Origin of the sequence: Enorma phocaeensis, from assembly GCF_016901575.1 — a bacterium.
Lineage (GTDB): Bacteria > Actinomycetota > Coriobacteriia > Coriobacteriales > Coriobacteriaceae > Limicola > Limicola phocaeensis_A.
In genome coordinates, this window is sequence record NZ_JACJKQ010000002.1 from 93,439 (window position 1) to 112,234 (window position 18,796).

At 67.2% G+C, this 18,796-nt stretch carries 11 protein-coding genes; 8 read left to right on the forward strand and 3 right to left on the reverse strand.

Features of this window, described 5'->3' with window-relative positions:
• The first annotated feature begins 40 nt into the window (after positions 1-40).
• From H6A15_RS02140 to H6A15_RS02155, 4 genes are all read left to right on the forward strand, one after another.
• Positions 41-2,641, forward strand: a complete 2,601-nt coding sequence (locus H6A15_RS02140; RefSeq protein ID WP_204672054.1) for an energy-coupling factor transporter ATPase — start codon at positions 41-43, stop codon at positions 2,639-2,641.
• A 24-nt stretch (positions 2,642-2,665) separates the two neighbouring features.
• Positions 2,666-3,511 (forward strand): tRNA pseudouridine(38-40) synthase TruA, encoded by an 846-nt coding sequence (gene truA / locus H6A15_RS02145; RefSeq protein WP_204672055.1) that lies wholly within the window; start codon positions 2,666-2,668, stop codon positions 3,509-3,511.
• 170 nt (positions 3,512-3,681) lie between these two features.
• Entirely contained in the window at positions 3,682-4,734 is a 1,053-nt protein-coding gene (locus tag H6A15_RS02150; protein WP_204672056.1) for a glycosyltransferase, read from the forward strand.
• A gap of 160 nt (positions 4,735-4,894) precedes the next feature.
• On the forward strand, positions 4,895-5,332 hold the full coding sequence (locus H6A15_RS02155) for an arginine repressor (protein WP_204672057.1): 438 nt from the start codon (positions 4,895-4,897) through the stop codon (positions 5,330-5,332).
• A 657-nt stretch (positions 5,333-5,989) separates the two neighbouring features.
• Here the strand turns inward: H6A15_RS02155 and H6A15_RS02160 are convergent.
• Positions 5,990-8,191, reverse strand: coding sequence for a transglycosylase domain-containing protein (locus H6A15_RS02160; RefSeq protein WP_204672058.1), 2,202 nt, complete (start codon positions 8,189-8,191; stop codon positions 5,990-5,992).
• Between the two features lie 167 nt (positions 8,192-8,358).
• Here H6A15_RS02160 and H6A15_RS02165 point away from each other — a divergent pair, with 167 nt between their 5' ends.
• The 4 genes from H6A15_RS02165 (at position 8,359) to H6A15_RS02180 (ending at position 16,031) form a co-directional block, all read left to right on the forward strand.
• On the forward strand, positions 8,359-10,560 hold the full coding sequence (locus tag H6A15_RS02165) for a peptidase U32 family protein (RefSeq protein WP_204672059.1): 2,202 nt from the start codon (positions 8,359-8,361) through the stop codon (positions 10,558-10,560).
• Positions 10,547-12,268 (forward strand): hypothetical protein, encoded by a 1,722-nt coding sequence (locus H6A15_RS02170; RefSeq protein WP_204672060.1) that lies wholly within the window; start codon positions 10,547-10,549, stop codon positions 12,266-12,268. Before H6A15_RS02165 ends, H6A15_RS02170 begins: the two co-directional genes overlap by 14 nt.
• Positions 12,269-12,425: 157 nt before the next feature.
• Positions 12,426-13,640, forward strand: a complete 1,215-nt coding sequence (tyrS, locus tag H6A15_RS02175; RefSeq protein ID WP_204672061.1) for a tyrosine--tRNA ligase — start codon at positions 12,426-12,428, stop codon at positions 13,638-13,640.
• Between the two features lie 516 nt (positions 13,641-14,156).
• Positions 14,157-16,031 (forward strand): adenine deaminase, encoded by a 1,875-nt coding sequence (locus H6A15_RS02180; protein WP_239462285.1) that lies wholly within the window; start codon positions 14,157-14,159, stop codon positions 16,029-16,031.
• Positions 16,032-16,120: 89 nt separating this feature from the next.
• Here H6A15_RS02180 and H6A15_RS02185 read toward each other — a convergent pair whose 3' ends face one another.
• Positions 16,121-17,599, reverse strand: a complete 1,479-nt coding sequence (locus tag H6A15_RS02185) for an ATP-binding cassette domain-containing protein (RefSeq protein WP_204672062.1) — start codon at positions 17,597-17,599, stop codon at positions 16,121-16,123.
• 6 nt (positions 17,600-17,605) lie between these two features.
• The gene (locus tag H6A15_RS02190) at positions 17,606-18,793 is read right to left on the reverse strand and encodes an ABC transporter substrate-binding protein (RefSeq protein WP_239462286.1); all 1,188 of its coding nucleotides are present in this window, start codon (positions 18,791-18,793) and stop codon (positions 17,606-17,608) included.
• Positions 18,794-18,796 lie beyond the last annotated feature (3 nt).

Sequence of the window (18,796 nt, forward strand, 5' to 3'; positions counted from 1 at the left end):
TCGCAGCTATGGCTATAGTGCCTGATCGCGAGGGGTGCGTATGCGCCCCTCGTTTTTGTATGTATGCAACTTCTGCGTGAGGAGCATGATGATCGAGGTCATCCACGCACATATGGAATATGCCCCGGCATCGACTTCGGATGAGGCCGGTCACGCCGGCTCCCGCTCACCCCTTGTAGCCCTCGGCGACGTAAGCCTCCGCGTGCGGCCGGGGGAGGTCGTCTCCGTGGTCGGCGCGAACGGCTCGGGCAAGTCGACGCTGGTCAACCTGATGTGCGGCGCCCTTGTCGGAGAGCCTGGCGTGGTTGTGGTTGATGGCGTCGATCCTGCGGACGGTGACCTTGCGCGTCGCCAGGTCCGCAGAAGCGTCGGGCACGTCTTTCAAAATCCCGCCGACCAGATCGTGTCCACCCTCGTCCTGGATGAGGTCTCGTTTGGTCCGCGCAACCTTGGCTGGGACGAGCAGAGGATCGCCCGGGCCGCGAGCCATGCGCTCGATGCGGTCGGGTTGTCCGGGTATGAGGCCCGTGAGGTCGAGGAGCTGTCGGGTGGCGAGCAGCAGCGCCTCGCCATCGCCGCCGTGCTTGCCATGCAGCCGGGCTATCTCGTGCTCGATGAGGTGACCTCGCAGCTCGACAGCGCTGCCCGCCCCCAGTTTCGCGCGCTGTTTCGCAAGCTTGCTCGTCGTCGGAGCTGCGGCGTGGTCCAGGTGACCCATGACCCGCTCGAGGTGCTCATGGGCGACCGCGTCGTAGTCGTCCGCGCGGGCGGGATCGTGTGGGAAGGGGAGCCCCGGGCCCTGCTGGTCGAGCATCCGACGCTATGGGGCGAGACCTTGCCGCCAAGCCATTACGTTGACGGGCTCAAGGCGGCTTTTACGGCAGGGTATGACCCTTCCAGGGGTGTTGAGCCCGAGGACCTCATCTCGTGGGTGAATTCGACCTCTGAGGGACGGGGGGCGCGTCAGGCGATCATCGATGCGATGAAATGGGGCTCCAAGGCCGCTTCGAGCGTTTCGTGCGAGGAGCATGAGGGCGCGAGAGGGCCGGGCATCATCGTCGACGGCGCGTTCTTTGCATACGATGATCCCCATGCCGGCCTCATCCATCCTGAGACGGCGCTGTCGGATGTAAGCGTGGAGGTGCCGCGCGGATCCGTAACGCTCGTCGCGGGCGCAACGGGATCGGGAAAATCGACGCTCGCCGCTTTGGTCGCTGGACTCGAGCAGCCGCTCGCCGGCACGGTCGCGGTTGGCGGCGCTGCCCCGCACGCGGGGGATGTCGCCCTGTCGTTTCAGCATCCAGAGCGCCAGCTGTTTCTTGAGAGCGTCGCGCGCGAGCTCGCGTTTGCCCCTCGAAACCAAGGCGAGCCGGAGGAGGTCGTCGCGCGCCGCGTCGAAGATGCACGCGTGAGGGTCGGAATCCCCCCCGAGCTCATGACGCGCGACCCCTTTTCCCTCTCAGGCGGTCAGGGCAGGCGCGTGGCCATCGGCGGCGTTTTGACCCTGGACGCCAGGGCGTTGGTGCTCGACGAGCCTACAAGCGGCCTTGATACGCGTGGACGCAGCGACCTGCATGCGCTCGTGCGAAGCCTGGCGCGTGACGGCATGCCGGTCATGGTCGTAAGCCACGATTTGGAGGAGTGGCTTGACATCGCGGACCGCGTGCTGTTCTTGCGCGACGGCAGGGTTGCCTGGAGCGGATCGGTGGCGGACCTGAAGGCCGATGCCGCCGCCTTCAGCAAGGCCGGCCTGTCGGCCCCCGAGGCGTGGAGCGTCGGCTGGGCGCTCGATGGGACCTGCCCCGCAGGGGGCGTGCCGAGGGCCGGGCATGGCGCTACGGAGCGCCATGCCCGCAGGGGGAGATCAGAGCGCGGGCGGGCTGTGCGCGACCTCGATGCGCGCGTCAAGATCGTGGTGCTGCTCGCGTTGACGGCGGCGGTCTTTGCCGTGCCGCAGCCCGTGGCGCTTGCGCTCTGGGCGGCATCGATAGCCGTCGCCCTGCGGTTGGCAGGGGTGGGGTTTCGCCGCACGGTCCATGCGCTGCGGCCGCTCTCCATTTTGTTTGCGATCATCGTCGTGTGCAATCTCATCTCCCTTGATGGGACGGCCGAGGTCATGCTTGCCACGCCGTTCGGCCTCAGCCTGTCGGGAGCATGCCGTGCCCTCATGGCCATGGCGCGCATTCTTCTGCTCGTTGCCGCGGCGCTGGTGGTTTCGGAAACGTCGACGCCGACGCAGCTGGCGGATGCGGTGGTGCGGCTCATGCGTCCCCTCAAGCGGGTCGGGGTCCCCGTGGGGTCTTTTGGCCTGACCCTCTCCCTCGCCCTCCGCTTCATACCTCTTGCCATGGAGGAGGTGACGCGTGTTGCCTCCGCCCAGCGGGCGCGCGGGGTCAAGCTCGACGAGGGCGGGGCCATTCGCCGCGTGAGACGTTGGGGGGCGGTGTTGGTGCCGGCCGTCGTGTCGCTGTTCCGCCGCGCCGACCGCGTCGCCGAGTCCATGGACGCCCGGTGCAGCAGCGAAGAGACCGCTGCCGAGGCGCCGAGGCGTCCGCTTGGGTCGCGCGACATCAGGACGCTTTGCCTGAGCTGTGGCATCATGGTGGCGATAGCGATCGTGTCGTGGATGGTTTCGGGTTGACCCCGGGAGCCGAAGGAGCGTGTCATGAACCAAGAGGGCAAGTCGGGCGTTTCCGTCCTCGGTGAAGGGACTTCTGAGGCGGGGGCCCTCGTGCTGCGTATCGCCTATGACGGCGGAGCGTATAGCGGGTTTGCGGAGCAGCCCCAGCCGGATGTCCATACCGTGGCGGGTGAGCTGAGGCGTGGGCTCGAGACCTTTCTGCGGCGAGGGGTGGACCTTACGTGCGCGGGCCGCACCGATGCGGGCGTACATGCGCTTGCGCAGTACGTGAGCATGCCTGCCACGGCAGAAGAGCTCGCCATCCCGCGCCGTCGCTGGCTGCGCGCCATGGATGCCCTGCTCCCGCGCGACATCGCCGTGGGCGAGGTCTATCACGCCCCACAGGGCTTCTCGGCGCGCTTCGACGCGCGCGCGAGGACCTACGTCTACCGCATTGCCGACCGTCCGGATCGCCCGGTGCTCACGCGGAGCCACGTCTGGTGGCATCGCTTCCCGCTCGACGAGCAGGCGATGCTCGAGGGAGCACAGCATCTGATCGGCGAGCATGACTTCAAGAGCTTCTGCAAGGTCGCCTCGGCAATCGACAAGCCCACCTGTCGCAACGTCATGGGCGTCGGCTTCGAGCGCACCTGCGAGATGGGGGAGGACGTGCTCGCCTTCACCATCACGGGCAACGCGTTTCTGCATTCGATGGTGCGCACCATCGTGGGGACCCTGGTCGAGGTCGGAACCCATCGGCGGAGCCCCTCCTGGGTGGCCGATGCGCTCGCTGCCTGCGAGCGGACGGCGGCGGGGCCGACTGCCCCGGCATGCGGGCTCACCTTCGCTGGCGTGACCTATGACGAGGGTGTGCTCATTCCCGTTGAGTAGGCGCCCGAAAGCGCCGTGCATGCCGCGCGGGCAAGTGTGTGGCATGCGTGGTGACAATCTGTGCATGGCGTGCATCCCGACTGTTGACGGATAGCCTGTTTTTGGTGGTGATACCATGGCAGAACAGGCAGAGTCCCGTCGTTCTGGAGGCTGAACAGTTGGCGCGTCGAGTGAAACAGCGTCCGCGTGTGACCGTTGTGGCGGCAGTGCATGATGCCGCATCGAGCATCGCGCGTCTCGCCGAGAGCGTACTGGGGCAAGAACTTCAGAGTGTCCAACTGATAGTGGTGGATTGCGACTCGCGCGACCGCACGCTCGAGATGTGCACGCGTGCCGCCGAGCGCGACATGCGGCTCGATGTGATTCACCTCGATACCGACGATCTTTGCCGGGGCCTCGATGCGGGAATCGAGGAGGCGCGCGGGACCTATCTGCTCTTTATGGAGCAGGAGGACTGGTTTGGCATGCGCGGCTTGGAAAACATGGTCGACGCCGCCGGGCGCGACGGTCTTGAGCTCATCATCCCTTCCTTCTCGTTCGACACCTATTACGACAGCGGCGAGCGTGCCTCGCATAGGGTGAGCTTTGCAAGCGATGCCACCTCGACGGCGCAGGAATTTAGGCACAACGCACACATGCTCATTGACGAAGGCCTGTTTGACCTGCATAAAGGCAAGCTCATGCTGCGCGACCGCGTAGACGAGATGGGGCTTCGCTTCGGCATCGCGGGCGACCCGGCCGACGTCATCCTGGGATATATGGAGACAGTCGAGCGCGTGGCCGCGGTCGAAGAGTCGGTCTATCACGCGCCTCGTCCCCAAGAGGTGGCACCCACCTCGCTCGACCCCTACCTCTATACGCGCTGCGAGCGGGAGCACGAGCGCCTCGTGGGCCTGGCGAGCCGTTGGTCCATGTTGGAGGATGCGGAGCTCATGCGGGCCATCCATCGCCGGCACCTGAGCCAGGTCATCCTGAGCATCGAGAACGTCTGCGCGACGCGCGCGATATCCTCTATCGAGCGCTCGGAGCGGGTGCGCGACATGATCGAGGCGCCGAGCACGCGTGAGACCGTTTCTGCCCTTCAGGCGGACCGTGGTCGGTTCGGGTTCATGTTCTCGCCGATCGCGAAGGGCAACGTCGCTGCCTGCTGCTTCGGCGCGCGCCTCAATCGCTTCGCCCGTGGTTCGCACCTGCCGTTTATCAGTGCGGGCTCCGCGGCGTAGCGTGGCGGGCGGCAGCGGCGGCTGCCGACGTTCGTGATGCCTTCATCATCCGTTACATTTTGAATTTATTGGTGCTCTATACACCTTTGCGAAGATTCTTGAGTAAACTATGCATCTAAAGCAAATTCTCTCAGGTGTTTTCAGATTTGAGGTATAGGGTATGGCAAAAAAGCGGAACGGGCGTCAGGATGCCATCCGAGACATCGTGCGCAACAAGAACATCCGCACGCAGCGCATGCTGGTGGATGAGCTCAAGGCGTGCGGATACGACTGCACGCAGGCGACCGTGTCGCGCGATATCGCCGATATGGGACTCAGGAAGCTCCCGGAAGGCGTCTATGTCCTGGCCGAAGACCTTCATCTGCAGCGCATGGTCTCCGAGCTTGTCATCGAGGTGCTCCGTACGGAGAACCTCGTGCTCATCAAGGCGCAGCCTGGCACCGCATCGGGAATCGCGGCGGCGGTCGACGCCGCTGAGCTGCCCGATGTGCTGGGCTCCCTTGCAGGAAACGACACGATCCTGGTCATTGCTCGGACGGCAGAGGACGGCGAGCGCCTGGAGGCGTTGATTAGCAAGCTGTGCAACCCCCATCGCTAGCGAAGGGGCGAGGGCGCGGCGGCATGTGCGCGATGAAATGCCCAGGGCCATCCGATTGAACGACGTCGTTTCGCTTTTCCGACATTTTGAGAATACCCTATGAGTAACCGCTGGTGGGATAAGCCGTCTGCCAGCGGTTTTCATATTGACTATTCAGCGTCTCCTTGAAAAAAGAACCTGCAATGTCGGAAAAGCGCATCCATTTTTGGATCGGGACGAGGCCTCGGCCTCGCACGTGCGTTGTGGAAGGGGCCTACAGCACGGCCAAGCTTGAGCCCGCATGCGGCACGTTCCGATGGCGCATGCTGAATCGGGAGCGGACTGAGACGGGCTGCGAACCCTGGCTGCTTCGTGTACACTCATGGGCGGGCCCGCAGGGCCTGCCTCAGGCAAGATCTATTGAGCGAAGAAGGAATCGATCGTGATTGCATTTCTCCATATCCTGATCATGGCGCTGGTGATGCTTCTCCCTATCGCCCTGATTGCCTTGCTGGTGTACTACTTCCTGCATACGCGTAAGCAGTAGGAGCGTCTGGGAGGGGGTGCGGCGGCGATCATCCGGAATCGCGTGTTGGGTGGACGGCACCTTCCTCGATGACATGCCTGTAACGAGAAAAGGCCCCTTGCGGGGCCTTTTCTCGTTACGAAGCTGTCGTGCTATGAGGCGGGCGTTGTGGTTTCGCCGCCGCCTCCGTCTCCGCCGCCGGTACCGGGGTCGGTGCCCGCACCAGGGTCGGTCGTGGCTGGCGGGTCGGGATTCGTAGCCGGGGTGCTGGGGTCGGTCGTGCTCGCCGGAGGCGTGTCAGGCGTCGAGGGGCTCGTGGACGGGGAGTTCGGCGAGTCGGGAGACTCGACGGTCTCGGGGGTCTCCGGCTCTTCCGTCTCGGCGTCGTCGGTGGTGGCGGACTGCATGCCGACGAGCGACTTGCCTTCGACCTGCCAGACGCTGTTGTTCTTGTAGGTGGGAGTCTCCCCGGTGGGGAACTCCTCGCGTGCGACGCCGTCGAGGATCGTGTTCATGATGTTGCGCACGATGGGCAGGGTGAGGTCGTCGCCGAGCGCATCGCGACCGCCGATGCGGATGGGGATGGCTCCCTCGGAGTAGCCCGTCCACGTGGCGATGGTGTACTGCGGGGTGTAGCCGCAGAACCACAGGTCGGCAACGTCGGTGGTGGTGCCGGTCTTGCCGGAGAAGGGCTGGTTCACCGAGAGGCGCGCGGCGCTACCGGTGCCGCGGGTGATGACGCCGGAGAGGATGTCGGTCACGACCTCGGTCACGCCGGTGTCGAGCACCTGCTCGCCCGTGGTGTCCTGCTGATAGACGACCTCATCGTCGCGGTTGGTGACCGACACGATGGCGGCGGCATCGCGGTGAACGCCGCCGGTGGCGAAGGTGGAGTAGGCCTCCGCCATCTCAAGGGTGGAGATGCTCGCGACGCCCAGGGTGGTGCTCGTCACGTCGGGGATGTCGGCGTCGATGCCCAGCTGGCGGCACAGATCGATGATGTTGCTGTTGCCCACGGCCTTTGCCACCTGCACGTAGCCGGTATTCGACGAGAGCTCGGTCGCGCGGGCGAGCGTGATGGTGCCGTAGCTCTGGTTGCCGTAGTTATGGATCTCGTTCACGCCGTTGTCGAAGGTCATGGGCGAGTTGCAGTTGATGGGGATGCTCGGGTTCATGCCCTCGTTGATGGCGGTGGCGAGGGTGAAGCCCTTGAACGAGGAGCCCACCTGGCGGCCGGAGGTGGCGTGGTTGGTGTGGCCCTCGTCGGCATAGTAGTCGCGGCCGCCGACCATGGCTTTGATCTGGCCGGTCTTGTTGTCGATGATGGTCACGCCCGCCTCGAGTCCGTCGAGGCCGACGGTGTTCAAACGATCGGTCACGGCCTGCTCTGCTGCCTGCTGCACGGTGGGGTCGATCGAGGTCTGGATGGTGAGGCCGCCCGAGAAGATGGCGGTGTAGGAGAACTGCGACTGCAGCTGCTCGAGCACGTAGTCGACGAAGTACGGATATGCGTAGACGTCTTTGCCGGTGCCGGAGCTCTCCGTCACGTTGAGGACGATCTCCTCGGCCTGGGCGGCGTCGTGCTCCTCCTGCGTGATCACGCCGTTGGAGAGCATGCGGTCGAGAACCGTGTTGCGACGCTGGAGGGCGAGGTCGGGGTTGACCGTGGGGTCATAGGTTGAGGGGGAGTTGGGAAGGCCGACGAGCAGCGCCGCCTCAGCCAGGGTGAGGTCGCTCGCGGGCTTGGAGAAGTAGGTTTGAGAAGCGGCTTCGATGCCGTAGGCGCCATGTCCGTAGTAGATGGCGTTGAGGTACATCATGAGGATCTCTTCTTTGGAGTAGGTCTCCTCGACCTTGAGCGCAAGGTAGGCCTCGCGGACCTTGCGCTCAAGGGTGATGTCGAACTGCTCGTCAGACAGGATGGTGTTGCGCACGAGCTGCTGGGTGATGGTGGAGGCGCCTTCGGAGCCGCCCGTGAGCTGGACCACCACGGCGCGCATGATGCCGATGAGGTCGACGCCGTTGTGCTCGTAGAAGCGCTCGTCCTCGGTGGCGACCATGCCGCTCTTCACGTAGTCGGAGCACTCGTCCCACGAGATGTTGGTGCGGTTCTGCGTGTAGAAGCGCGCGATCTCGTTGCCCGCGGAGTCCAGCACCACGCTGGGCTCGCTCGTGAGGTAGAGGTCGGTGTCGGTGTAGTCGGGCAGATTCTGCAGCCAGCGGTTGACGTTGCCGAGCATGCCGACGCCAAAGGCAACGCCTGCGACGAGGAAGAAGCCTAGCAGCGAGACGATGACGATGGGCGCGGTATGCGTTTTGGCAACGTTGCGACGGTGTCGTTCGCGTGGACCCATGAATACCTCCAAAGATGCCCCAAAACGAGGAGTTCCAGGGGATAGCGAGGAACATAAGTGTTTACACATTAGCGCAACACGTGCGCGCGGGCCCTCGTGTATCCTAGTCCCAGTCAAATTCCAGACCGATTGCATACCTTTTACCGGCGACAAGGAGGTTCGAGGGCATGACGGCGCAGGTTTTGAATGGCGCCTGCGAACTGCTGGCGCCGGCGGGCGGCATGGACGCGCTGCTGGCCGCCGTCAACGCCGGCGCGGATGCCGTCTATGTTGGCGCGGGCCGCCTGAACGCCCGCGTGAGCGCGGAGGGCTTCACGCCGCGCAGCCTGGCGCTAGGATGCGCGTACGCCCATGAGCGCGGCGCCCGCGTGTACGTCGCCCTCAACGTGCTCGTGTTCGAACGCGAGCTCGACGAGGCGGCGGCGCTTGCGCGTCAGGTCGTCGAGGCTGGTGCCGACGCGCTCATCGTCGCCGACATCGGCCTCGCCGCGCGCCTGCGTCGCGAGGATCCCCATATCGAGCTCCACCTTTCGACCCAGGCCGGCGCCCAGTCTCCCGAGGCCGTTCGCATGGCGCGCTCCCTGGGCTTTGCCCGCGTCACGTGCGCGCGGGAGCTCGCCGTGGCGGAGATCGCGTCGCTTGCCGCCACGGGCGTCCCTATCGAGACCTTCTGCCATGGCGCCATCTGCATCTCGTATTCGGGGGCATGCGCGTTTTCAGAGCGCCGCCGCGGGCGATCGGCCATGCGAGGCGACTGCACGCAGCCCTGCCGCCTCTCGTATGGCTTGGTGGACGGCGAGGGGCGCGAACGTGCCCGGGTGTCGGGAGACAGGCTCTTGTGCCCGCGCGACTATCTGGGGGTAGGGCATGTCGCGGAGCTCGTGGAAGCGGGGGTGTCGTCCCTCAAGATCGAGGGACGCATGAAGAACCCCGACTACGTCTACAACGTGACGCGCGCCTACCGTGCCGCGCTCGACGCCGCCCTGGGCGGGCGCGCGGTCGACGTCGGTGCGCTCACGCGGCAGCTGGGGCGTTCGTTCAACCGTGGCTTTACCGACGGCTACCTTTTGGGGCGAAGCGGGTCTGATCTGATGAGCTGGGAGCGCTCGTGCAACCAGGGCGTCCGCGTGGGCAGGGTCGTGGAGCGCAGGCATGAGGCGGTGCGGGTCGAGCTCGAGGCGGCGGTGGCTGCCGGCGACACGCTCGAGATCCGCTTCGTGCCCGATGCCGAGACGGCTCCCGACGCGCCGGCGCGCTGGCCGCAGGTGCCTTGCTCCGTCGATGGCGCGCCGGGCGACGCCGTCTGGATTCGTTGCAAGCGCAAGGTCTCGGTCGGAAGCGTGGTGCACCTTGTTCGGAGCGCGGGAGTGCTCGACGAGACCGCTCGCCTGCTCGACGCCGCCCGCAAGGAGGTGGCGGCGCTCGAGCGGGCAGGCGTCGCGCGCGATGCGGATGACGCGTGGGCGGACGCTGCCCGGAGCGCCGGGCGAGGCGCCTGCGCCGGCCCGGGTGTCGCAGGCGCCGACAGGGGGACGGGGGCTCCCGCCGTCGGATGCCTGGTCACCGAGGAGACGTCCTTTGACCTCACTGGCCCGGGACGGGAGCGCCCCGGGACGTCGCCGTCGACCGCCGTCGTGTTGGTAGACGACCCCGGCGAGGCGAGGCGCCGTCTCGAAACATCGACGGGGAGCGAGGTCGCCACCTATGCGTGGCGCATGGCGGACGATCCCGGCGCCTGGGAGGACATGCTCGGCAACATCACCGTGGTGCTAGACGAGGTGCTGCGTCCGGCGGACGTGCCCGCTGTCGAGAGGATGTGCCAGGCCGCCGCGCGGGTGGTATGCAGAAACCTGGGCGAGGTGGAGGTCGCCCGCCGCGCGGGCGCGGATTTCGACGTCATGGCTCCGCTGTATGCCGCCAATGCCGAGGCGGCGCGTGCCTACGCAGACATCGGGGCGCGCCGCGTCTGGCTGACAGGAGAGCTTTCCGCCCGCGATGCGGCGGAGGCGGCGTCTGAGCTGGCGGGGGAGGTCGAGCTCGGCGTCGTGGCACGGGAGCGGGCGGAGCTTATGGTGTGCGAGCATTGCCTGCTGACCGCGGAGGGCGCCTGCAAGGGCGACTGTGCGCGCTGCGAGCGACGTCGAGGGGCCCGCTACCTCGTGGAGAGGGGCGGGGCCTGGCTGCCGGTGCGCGTGGACGCGCATGGCCGGACGCGCATCTTTGACGAGGGACCCGTCGAGCGGCGCGATCTTGTCGCGGCGCTGGGCGCCGGCGTCGCCTGGGCTGCGGACGCAGGCGTGTCCCGCCATGTGGGCCCACGCTTCCAACCACACCCCGATACAGAAGGAGGCATCGATGCCGACGAGTAGGTTTGCCCATGTGCGGCCCGCCGGGGGCGGGCGGGAGGCGGCGTCCGAGGACGGCGCCCCGGAGCCTCCCGAAGGCCGCGTCCTCGGGAGGCATGCGCGCAACCAGGCCGTTGCGTCGGGCGTAGCGGACGTGGCGCCCGTCGTCGAAGACCCTCCTGTGGAGTCGGGCGAGGCGCATTCGCCCCGCTGGCTCATCCTGCTGGCGACCGCGCTCGTCGCGCTGCTCGTGCTTGCCTTCGTGCCCATGCTCGCCATCTCCGCGTTCGATCACAGCTATGCCGATGACTGGCATTACGGCGTGGACGCCTATCTGGCGCTTCAGGCGGGCGGCGGCCTGGTGGAGGCGGTGCGCGCCGCGGTGCAGGAAGCCGTCGACACCTATACCTCCTGGCAGGGCACCTATTCTGCCATCGTGCTCATGGCGCTGCAGCCCGGGGTGTTCTCGGAGTCGCTCTATGGCTTGGGCGCCGTGGGCATCATGGCCGTGCTCGTGCTGTCGACGGGGTACGTCGCATCGGTGGCGGTGCGGGACGTCTGCGGCGGCGGGCGGGCGCTCTGGCTGTCTGTTACCAGCATGGTGCTGTTGCTGCAGACGCAGCTTTTGCCCAGCCCGGTCGAGGGGTTCTGGTGGTATAACTCGGCCATCTACTACACCTTCTATCACTCCCTCATGCTCCTCATGGCGGGGATTTCCGTGCGGCTGCTTCGCGCGCGAACGAGGCGCGGGGAGCTTTCGGGCGCCGGCTCCGCTGTGCGCGCCGTCCTTCTCGTGCTGCTGGCGCTCGTGGTCGCCGGCGGCAACTTCGTGACGGGGCTCGTCACGGCCGTTGCCCTGTTTTCGGCGACGGTGGCGGGGCTTCTCAGGCGCCCCCGACGCGCGGCGCTGCTCGTCCCCGCCCTCGTGGTGCTCGTTGCGGGCTTTGTGTTCTCTATGGCGGCGCCGGGCAACGAGGCGCGCCAGACCTCGCAGTTCGCGGGCGACAACCTGGGCGTGTTGCTCACGCTGGTGCGCAGCGGCCTTGCCGGCGTGGAGTACCTGGTGCTGTGGACGAACGGATACCTCGTCATCGCCCTCGCGGCGTTCGTGCCGCCGGCTGCCTATCTTGCCCGCCGGTCGCGGTGCTCGTATCGGCTCCCCGCGGTGCCCGCGGTGGCGTCGCTGCTGCTCTTTATGGCGAGCTTCACCCCAACGTTTTTCTCGATGGGAAACGTCGGCCCCGGGCGCGTGCAGAACATCCGCTACGACCTCTTCGTGCTGCTCGCGTTCCTATGCGTGGGATGGTTTGTGGGCTGGTGCGTCCGCCGCGTCGAGGCGGGCGGCTACCTGCGGGGCGCGTCTGGCGCCATGGCGGCCGGCCGCTTGGCCCCGCGGGCGACGACGGCGCTCTACGCGACCCTTGCGGGCGTGCTCGCCTTGTCGTTCGTGGCGCTGTCCGTGGACGAGCGCTACGTCGACGACCTCACGTCCATCTCGGCGGCGACCTCGCTGGTGACAGGCGTCGCGCAAGAATATGACCAGCAGGTGTGGGAGCGAATCGACCTTATCGAGTCGACCTCCCAGCCCGTCGTCGAGGTGCCGTTCTACACGGTCGGTCCGAAGGTGCTCTTTATGGGCGACATCCGCGACAACATGGACAACTACATCAACTACCGGCTCGCCCAGTGGTATGGCAAGGATTCCATCGTGGGATATCACTCGCAGCTGTAGGGTCGGCGAGGCGTTGTCTCCCTCGGGATTTCCCACATCGCGTGAATCATTCACGACGAGAGGATTTCTCGGCTATATTAGATAGGTTACGCGAACACCAGCACCGCCTCGGCAGCCGGTTGAGGCGAGGGTGCTATCTCATGAGGAGGACAGAGCTTTGCTGTCAGTCGACGAGCAGATGCGCATCATCACGTCTGGCGCCGCACAGATCGTGCCGGAGGCGGACCTCAGGAAGAAGCTCGAGCGAGGCGTGCCGCTCAACATCAAGCTGGGCGTCGATCCCACCAGCCCCGACCTGCACCTTGGCCACGCCGTTCCGCTGCGCAAGATGCGCCAGTTCCAGGACCTTGGCCACAAGGTGACGCTCATCATCGGCAACGGCACCGCCATGATCGGCGACCCGTCAGGCAAGAACACCACCCGTCCGCAGCTCTCCCAGGAGCAGGTGGAGGCCAACGCCGCCACCTACGTGAGCCAGGCCATGAAGATCCTCGATCCCGAGAAGACCACCATCGTCCACAACGGCGACTGGATCCTGTCGCTCGACCTCAAGGGCATGCTCGAGCTGTGCTCCAAGTTCACCGTGGCGCGCATCCTGGAGCGCGACGACTTCACGAAGCGCTACCAGTCGCAGACGCCGATCGCCCTGCACGAGTTCCTGTACCCCGTGATGCAGGCGTTCGACTCCGTCCAGATCCACGCCGACGTCGAGATGGGCGGCACCGACCAGCTCTTCAACCTGCTGGCAGGCCGTGAGCTCATGGAGAAGATGGGCATGGAGCCGCAGGTGGCGCTGACCATGCCGCTGCTCGAGGGCACCGACGGCGTGCGCAAGATGTCGAAGAGCTACGGCAACTACATCGGCCTGACCGACGCGCCGGCGGACATGTTCGGCAAGACCATGTCGATTCCCGACGAGATGATCGGCAAGTACTACCGTCTGGCGAGCTCCAAGACCCCCGACGAGGTGGACGCCATCGAGGCCGCGCTTGCGGACGGCTCCGCCGACCCCTACGAGCTCAAGCGCGCGCTTGGCCGCGACCTGTGCGACACCTATCACGGCGCCGGTGCCGGCGACGAGGCGCAGGCCGCCTTCGACCACGTGTTCAAGGAGAGCCAGCTGCCCGAGGACATCGCAGAGGTCGAGGTCGACCTCACTCCCAACGACGAGGGCCTGGTGTACCTGGCGGGCGTCCTGCACGCCGCCGGGCTCGCCTCGAGCATGGGCGAGGCTCGCCGCCTGATCGACGGCGGCGGCGTGAAGATCGACCAGCAGCCGGTGGCTCCGAAGAGCTACAACGTCGATCCGTCGCTTCTGCATGCGGGATGCGTCCTGCAGGTCGGCAAGCGCAAGTTTGCCCGCCTGAAGTAGCGTGCAACCGATAGCGTGCTCATCGATGGGGTCGCGGCCTTCGGGTCGCGGCCCCATTGCTATATGTACCTTGGGACGACGCCCCTTCGTATCGATCTCGCTGCGCGGCATCGCCGACGCATGGTTTTTCTGCGCGCCAGGTGGACGGATCGCGGCGTGGGGCAGGGGATGATCGATTCTCATCATCTGTGGGCACGGAATGTGCGGCGAGGCGGTGCCGGTGGTCAAGATGCCCCCTGGCTGGGCGCGCCTCCGGCATCGTGAGGTCTCCTGGGTCCTCCTTTTCATGGCCTCGCTCGCCTGCGGGCGATTCCGATGTCGGGCAAGCCATAGAGCCGGTGGCAAGGTCGGTCCCATATGCCTGTGCCTGACTCGAGGCCGCGCGTCCTCCCGCCGCGGCGCCCGCTCGCGCTCACGTGGTCGCCCGCGTGGCTGCAGCGCGATTCCGATCCGATGCATCGAGACGGCGGCTCTCGGGTACGATGCATCCAACGAGGGACATCGAAGGGAGCGCATATGGCGGGCGAGACGGGACAGGCGAATGGCATGCTGGCGAGCGGGGCGGCTGTCGGGGGCGGCGCCGGGGCGCTGCGGCGACTGATCGACGTGGCGGAGGGACGCGAGCCGGCCGACGTGTTGTTCGTGAACGCACGCATCGTCGACGTGTACGGCCACCGCGTGGCTTCGGGTCGCGTAGCGGTGCGCGACGGAGCGATCGCCTCCGTGCTGTTCGACGACCGCGACGCCGACGTGCCTGACGGCGCGGCCAAAGAGGTCGTCGACTGCGGCGGCCGCTACCTGGCCCCCGGCTTCATCGACGGGCACCTGCACATCGAGTCGAGCAATATCCGTCCAGCAGAATACGCTCGCATGGCGCTTACGCGAGGGACCACCACCGCGGTCGCCGACTGCCATGAGATCGCAAACGTCTGCGGCCTCGACGGCCTTTCGTTCATGATCGCAGACGCGCGCCGAGCCCCGCTCGACATCAAGTTCATGATGCCCTCCTGTGTTCCGGCGTTGCCCGACGAGCAAGCGGGCGCGAGCATCTCGGCCGCAGATATGCGCGCGTATATCGAGGGTCATCCGGGCGAGATCTTCGGATTGGGCGAGATGATGAACATGCCCGGGGTCTATGGCGCGGACGGCGAGACCTTGGAGCGCATCGCTGTCGCTGCGGCAACAACGTCTGGCCAGGTAGACGGCCATGCGCCGCTCGCCAAGGGGCATGACCTCAACGCCTATGCCGCGGCGGGCATCATAGCCGACCATGAGTGCACCGGTCCCGCCGAGGCGCTCGACAAGCTCTCGCGGGGCATGTACATCATGTTGCGCGAGGGGACCTGCAGCCACGATCTGGCGCAGCTCGCCCCACTTGTGCTGGAAGACCCCGCACGCGCCCGGCGCTGCTGCCTGGCAACCGACGACCGTGCGCCGTCGGATGCGCTCGGCACGGGCATGATCGACAACGCGTGCCGCATGGCTATCGAAGCGGGCATCGACGCGGTGACCGCCATCTCGATGGGGACGCTCTCGACCGCTGAGTGCTTCGGGTTCGACCACGGCATGCCCAGCCCCCAGGAGCGCCGCGGCGCCATCGCTCCGGGCAAGCGGGCCGACATGCTGCTTCTTGATGACCTCACCTTCCAGCGGCCGCCCGCGCGCGTCTACGCCGCGGGGCGTCTCGTCGCTGCCGACGGGGCCTTCGTGGGCGAGGTCGAGCCCGCAAACGAGGAGGTGGAGCGCCTGGAGGGTCTGCTCAGGGGCTCGGTGCGCCTTCCTCGGCTTTCCAAAGAGCTGTTCTCATATCCCTTTGAGCCGGGCACGCCCGCCATCGATGTGGTTCCTGGAAACGCTGCGACAGGCATCGTGGAGCCCGAGGACGCCGACGGTCTGCGCCGCATCGTGCTTATCGAGCGCCATGGGCGCGGGGCGGCGGCGCAAGATGCCGGGGCAGACGGCGACGGGCCCGCGGGCACGGGCCTTGTGGGCAAGCACGTCGGGCGCGGCTGGGTGCGCGGCTACACCATCTCGGGCGGCGCCATCGCTTCGACCATCGGCCATGATTCGCATAACGTGTGCGTGGTGGGCGACAACCCCTCGGACATGCTTGCCGCGGTCGAGGCGGTGGGCCAGGGCGGATTCGTGCTCGTTCGGGGCGGAGAGGTGGTCGCACGCATCGGGTTGCCGCTCGGCGGCCTCATGAGCGATCTGCCCGCCGAGGAGGTCGCGCGGCAGCATGACCATTTCATGGCGGAGGCGCGCTCGATGGGCATCGAACCCCCGCTCGACCCCATCATGGGAATGATCTTCCTGCCGCTTCCCGTGATTCCTGTGCTGCGCATCCGCCCCGAAGGGCTTTTTGACGCGCTGCATTTCCGCTTCGTCTAACCCGGGCGAGGACATCGGGGCGGGCGCCGCCCGCCGCCATCGTGGCGCGCGGGGCATCGTGCTACCGCGGGGCATGCGGGCGGCGCGCCCTACGGCCGCCCCTCTCGTGCGCGGTGAAGCTCGACGACGCGGGCGCCCAGAAGCGCGGCGTCGCGTCGGTCATGCGTGGCGACGAGCATGCAAGCCCGGCCCTCGCGCTCGCTCACCAGTGCCGCCGCGGCATCGCGCGCGCTGTCGTCTAGACCCGCGAAAGGCTCGTCGAGCAGCAAGATCTCGTGGGGCGCGAGCAGCGCGCGGGCGAGGGCGACGCGGCGGCGCTGGCCGCCCGAGCAGGTTGCGACGGGTTGGTCCAGACAGGAACCGAGGCCAAGGCTGCCGAGCAGGCGGATGGCCTCATCGGGCGAGCTGCCCCTCGGTGACGCGGCGAGCAGGGCGTTGGCAAGGACGCTCGCCCCCTCGATGAGGCGATCCTCCTGAAAGACCATGGAGATGCGGGCATGCTCGGTGCCCTCGACATCGCCGTCGGCATCCTCGAGTCCCGCGACGATGCGCAGCAGCGTCGTCTTGCCGGTTCCCGACGGCGCCATGACGGCCACGGGCCTGCCGGGCGCCACGTCGAAGGAGACGGCGCCAAGTCCGGACGAGGGCGAGAACTGTCGGGACACGTTCCTGAGACAAAGCACGACGCCAGACGCCGACGCTGCCTGCTGCCCCCGGTGCGCATCGGAGGCGTGCCGGCGCGCGGCGGCGGGTCCCCTGAGCGCTGCCGCGTGCAGGGCGCGCAGGGCGAGGGTGAGCAGGCGCTCCATGCATACCGACAGCGCCACCACGGCGACCGTCCACGCAAACAGGTCGGCGGTGTCGAAATGAACCTTTGCGTCGTAGAAGGCCTCGCCGACCGATCCCATGGGAATGCCGATGATCTCTGCCGCGACGCACGCCTTCCACGCCATGCCGAGCCCCGTGGTGCATGAGGCGCTCAATGCGGGCGCGAGCTGGGGAAAGAGCACGAATCGTATGCGACACCGCCAGCCAAGGCGAAAGACTCTTGCCATCTCGCTGAGGCGAGGGTCGCAGGCGCGGATCCCCGCGAGCAGCGCCTCGTAGGAGAGCGGCACCACGACGAGCATCACGACAAGGACGGATAGCTCGCTCGAGCGCAGCCACACCAAGGCCAGCACGGTGATCGCGGCTACAGGAACGCTCTTTGCCAGGGCTATGGGCGGGGCAAAGAGCTCTTCGAGGCGGCGGTTGCGCGCAGCGAGGGCGGCCCCCGCCGCCGCCACCGCCATGCCGCCGGCGAACCCCGCGACGACGCGCGCAAGCGAAAAGGCGATGCGCTCCCAGCTTGAGGGCTGTGCGAGGTCTGCGACGAGGTGCGTGGCGACGGTCAGCGGCGCCGGGAGCAGCAGCTCGCTTCCAAGCGCGAGCGCTGCCAGGTGCCATGCGAGCAGCCAGAGCGCAACCGACCAAAGGGCGAGGCCGCCCGTCCTGTGCGCCCTGGTGTTTCTCGAGGGGCGGCCCGTCCCTTCGCGCCGCCCACGCCTTGTCCCTCGACCCCCGGTCATGGACGGCTATGCCTGTGCGACGTCGACCAGATAGAACTCGTCGTCGGGCATGGCGCCTCCCACGCTCACGGGGTCGGCGTCTGCCAGCGTCTGGAGATAGCCCTCCAGCTTGCCGCGCATCGGCTCGCCGTACTCGCACACGATATGGCAATAGGGGATGGCGCGTTCGGCGACCGCGGCGTCGATGATCCCCGCCGCCTCGATGAGTTGAGCCGCCGTCTGCGGGTCGTCGTTCACGAAGGCGACCGACTGCTCATAGGCGCCCAAGAATTCCTCGACGGTCGCAGGGTTGTCTTCGGCGAACGCGCGCCTGACCACCGCCACGCCGGTGATGAGCGAGGCGTCGCTTCCCGCCTCCGCAGCGGCCTCGTCCCAGGCGTCGCTGAGGTCGACGGCGATGCGCGCCCCCTCGATCTTGGCGAGCGCGCTGGTCGCAAAGGGCTGCGGCAGCATGCACACGGCGGCGGCGTCCGCCTGAAGCGCCGCGAGGCATTCGGCGTGCTCGCTGTGCCACTCGATGGCGACGTCTGCGCCGGGCTCGAGACCATGTGCGCGCAAGACGTACTCGAGGGCGTACTGGGGCGTCGAACCGCGTCCCGCGGAGTGGATGGTTTTGCCTGCGAGGTCATCCACGGACTGGATCGCCTCGCCCGCCTCGACGATGTCGAGGACGCCGAGGGTGTTGATTGCGACCACGGCGATCGCGCCGTCGGTTTTCTGGTAGAGGGTCGCGGCGAGGTTTGCAGGCACGCAGAGGGCGTCGAGCTCGCCTTGGATGAGACGTGGGGCGAGCTCGTCCGCCGAGCCCGCGAGTGTGAACTCGTAGGTGTTGGCGAGCGAGCCGATGCCGGCGGGGTTGGTGCCGACAGGGCTGCCGCCGCCGTCTTCCGGCGCATCGATCGCCCCCACGTTGTCCATGAGGCCAACGAGGCCCATGCCGGTCGGGCCCGACAGCGCCCCGATGCGCATGGTGGTCACGGCGTCGGGCGCCTCGGCGGATCCGGCGGGAGTGGAGGCGCTGCCGGCGCCGTGTTCGTTGCCGCTGCAGCCGGCAAGCGCCAGGCCGGCGAGGACGCCGAGACTGCCGGTGATGAGGGCGCGCCGAGAGACCGGTCGCCTCCCGAGCGAGCGCCTCATGGCCTCGGTGTCCCGCTGATCGTCTGCGCCGCTCCAAGCGCTTGCCTGTGTCCTCATGGA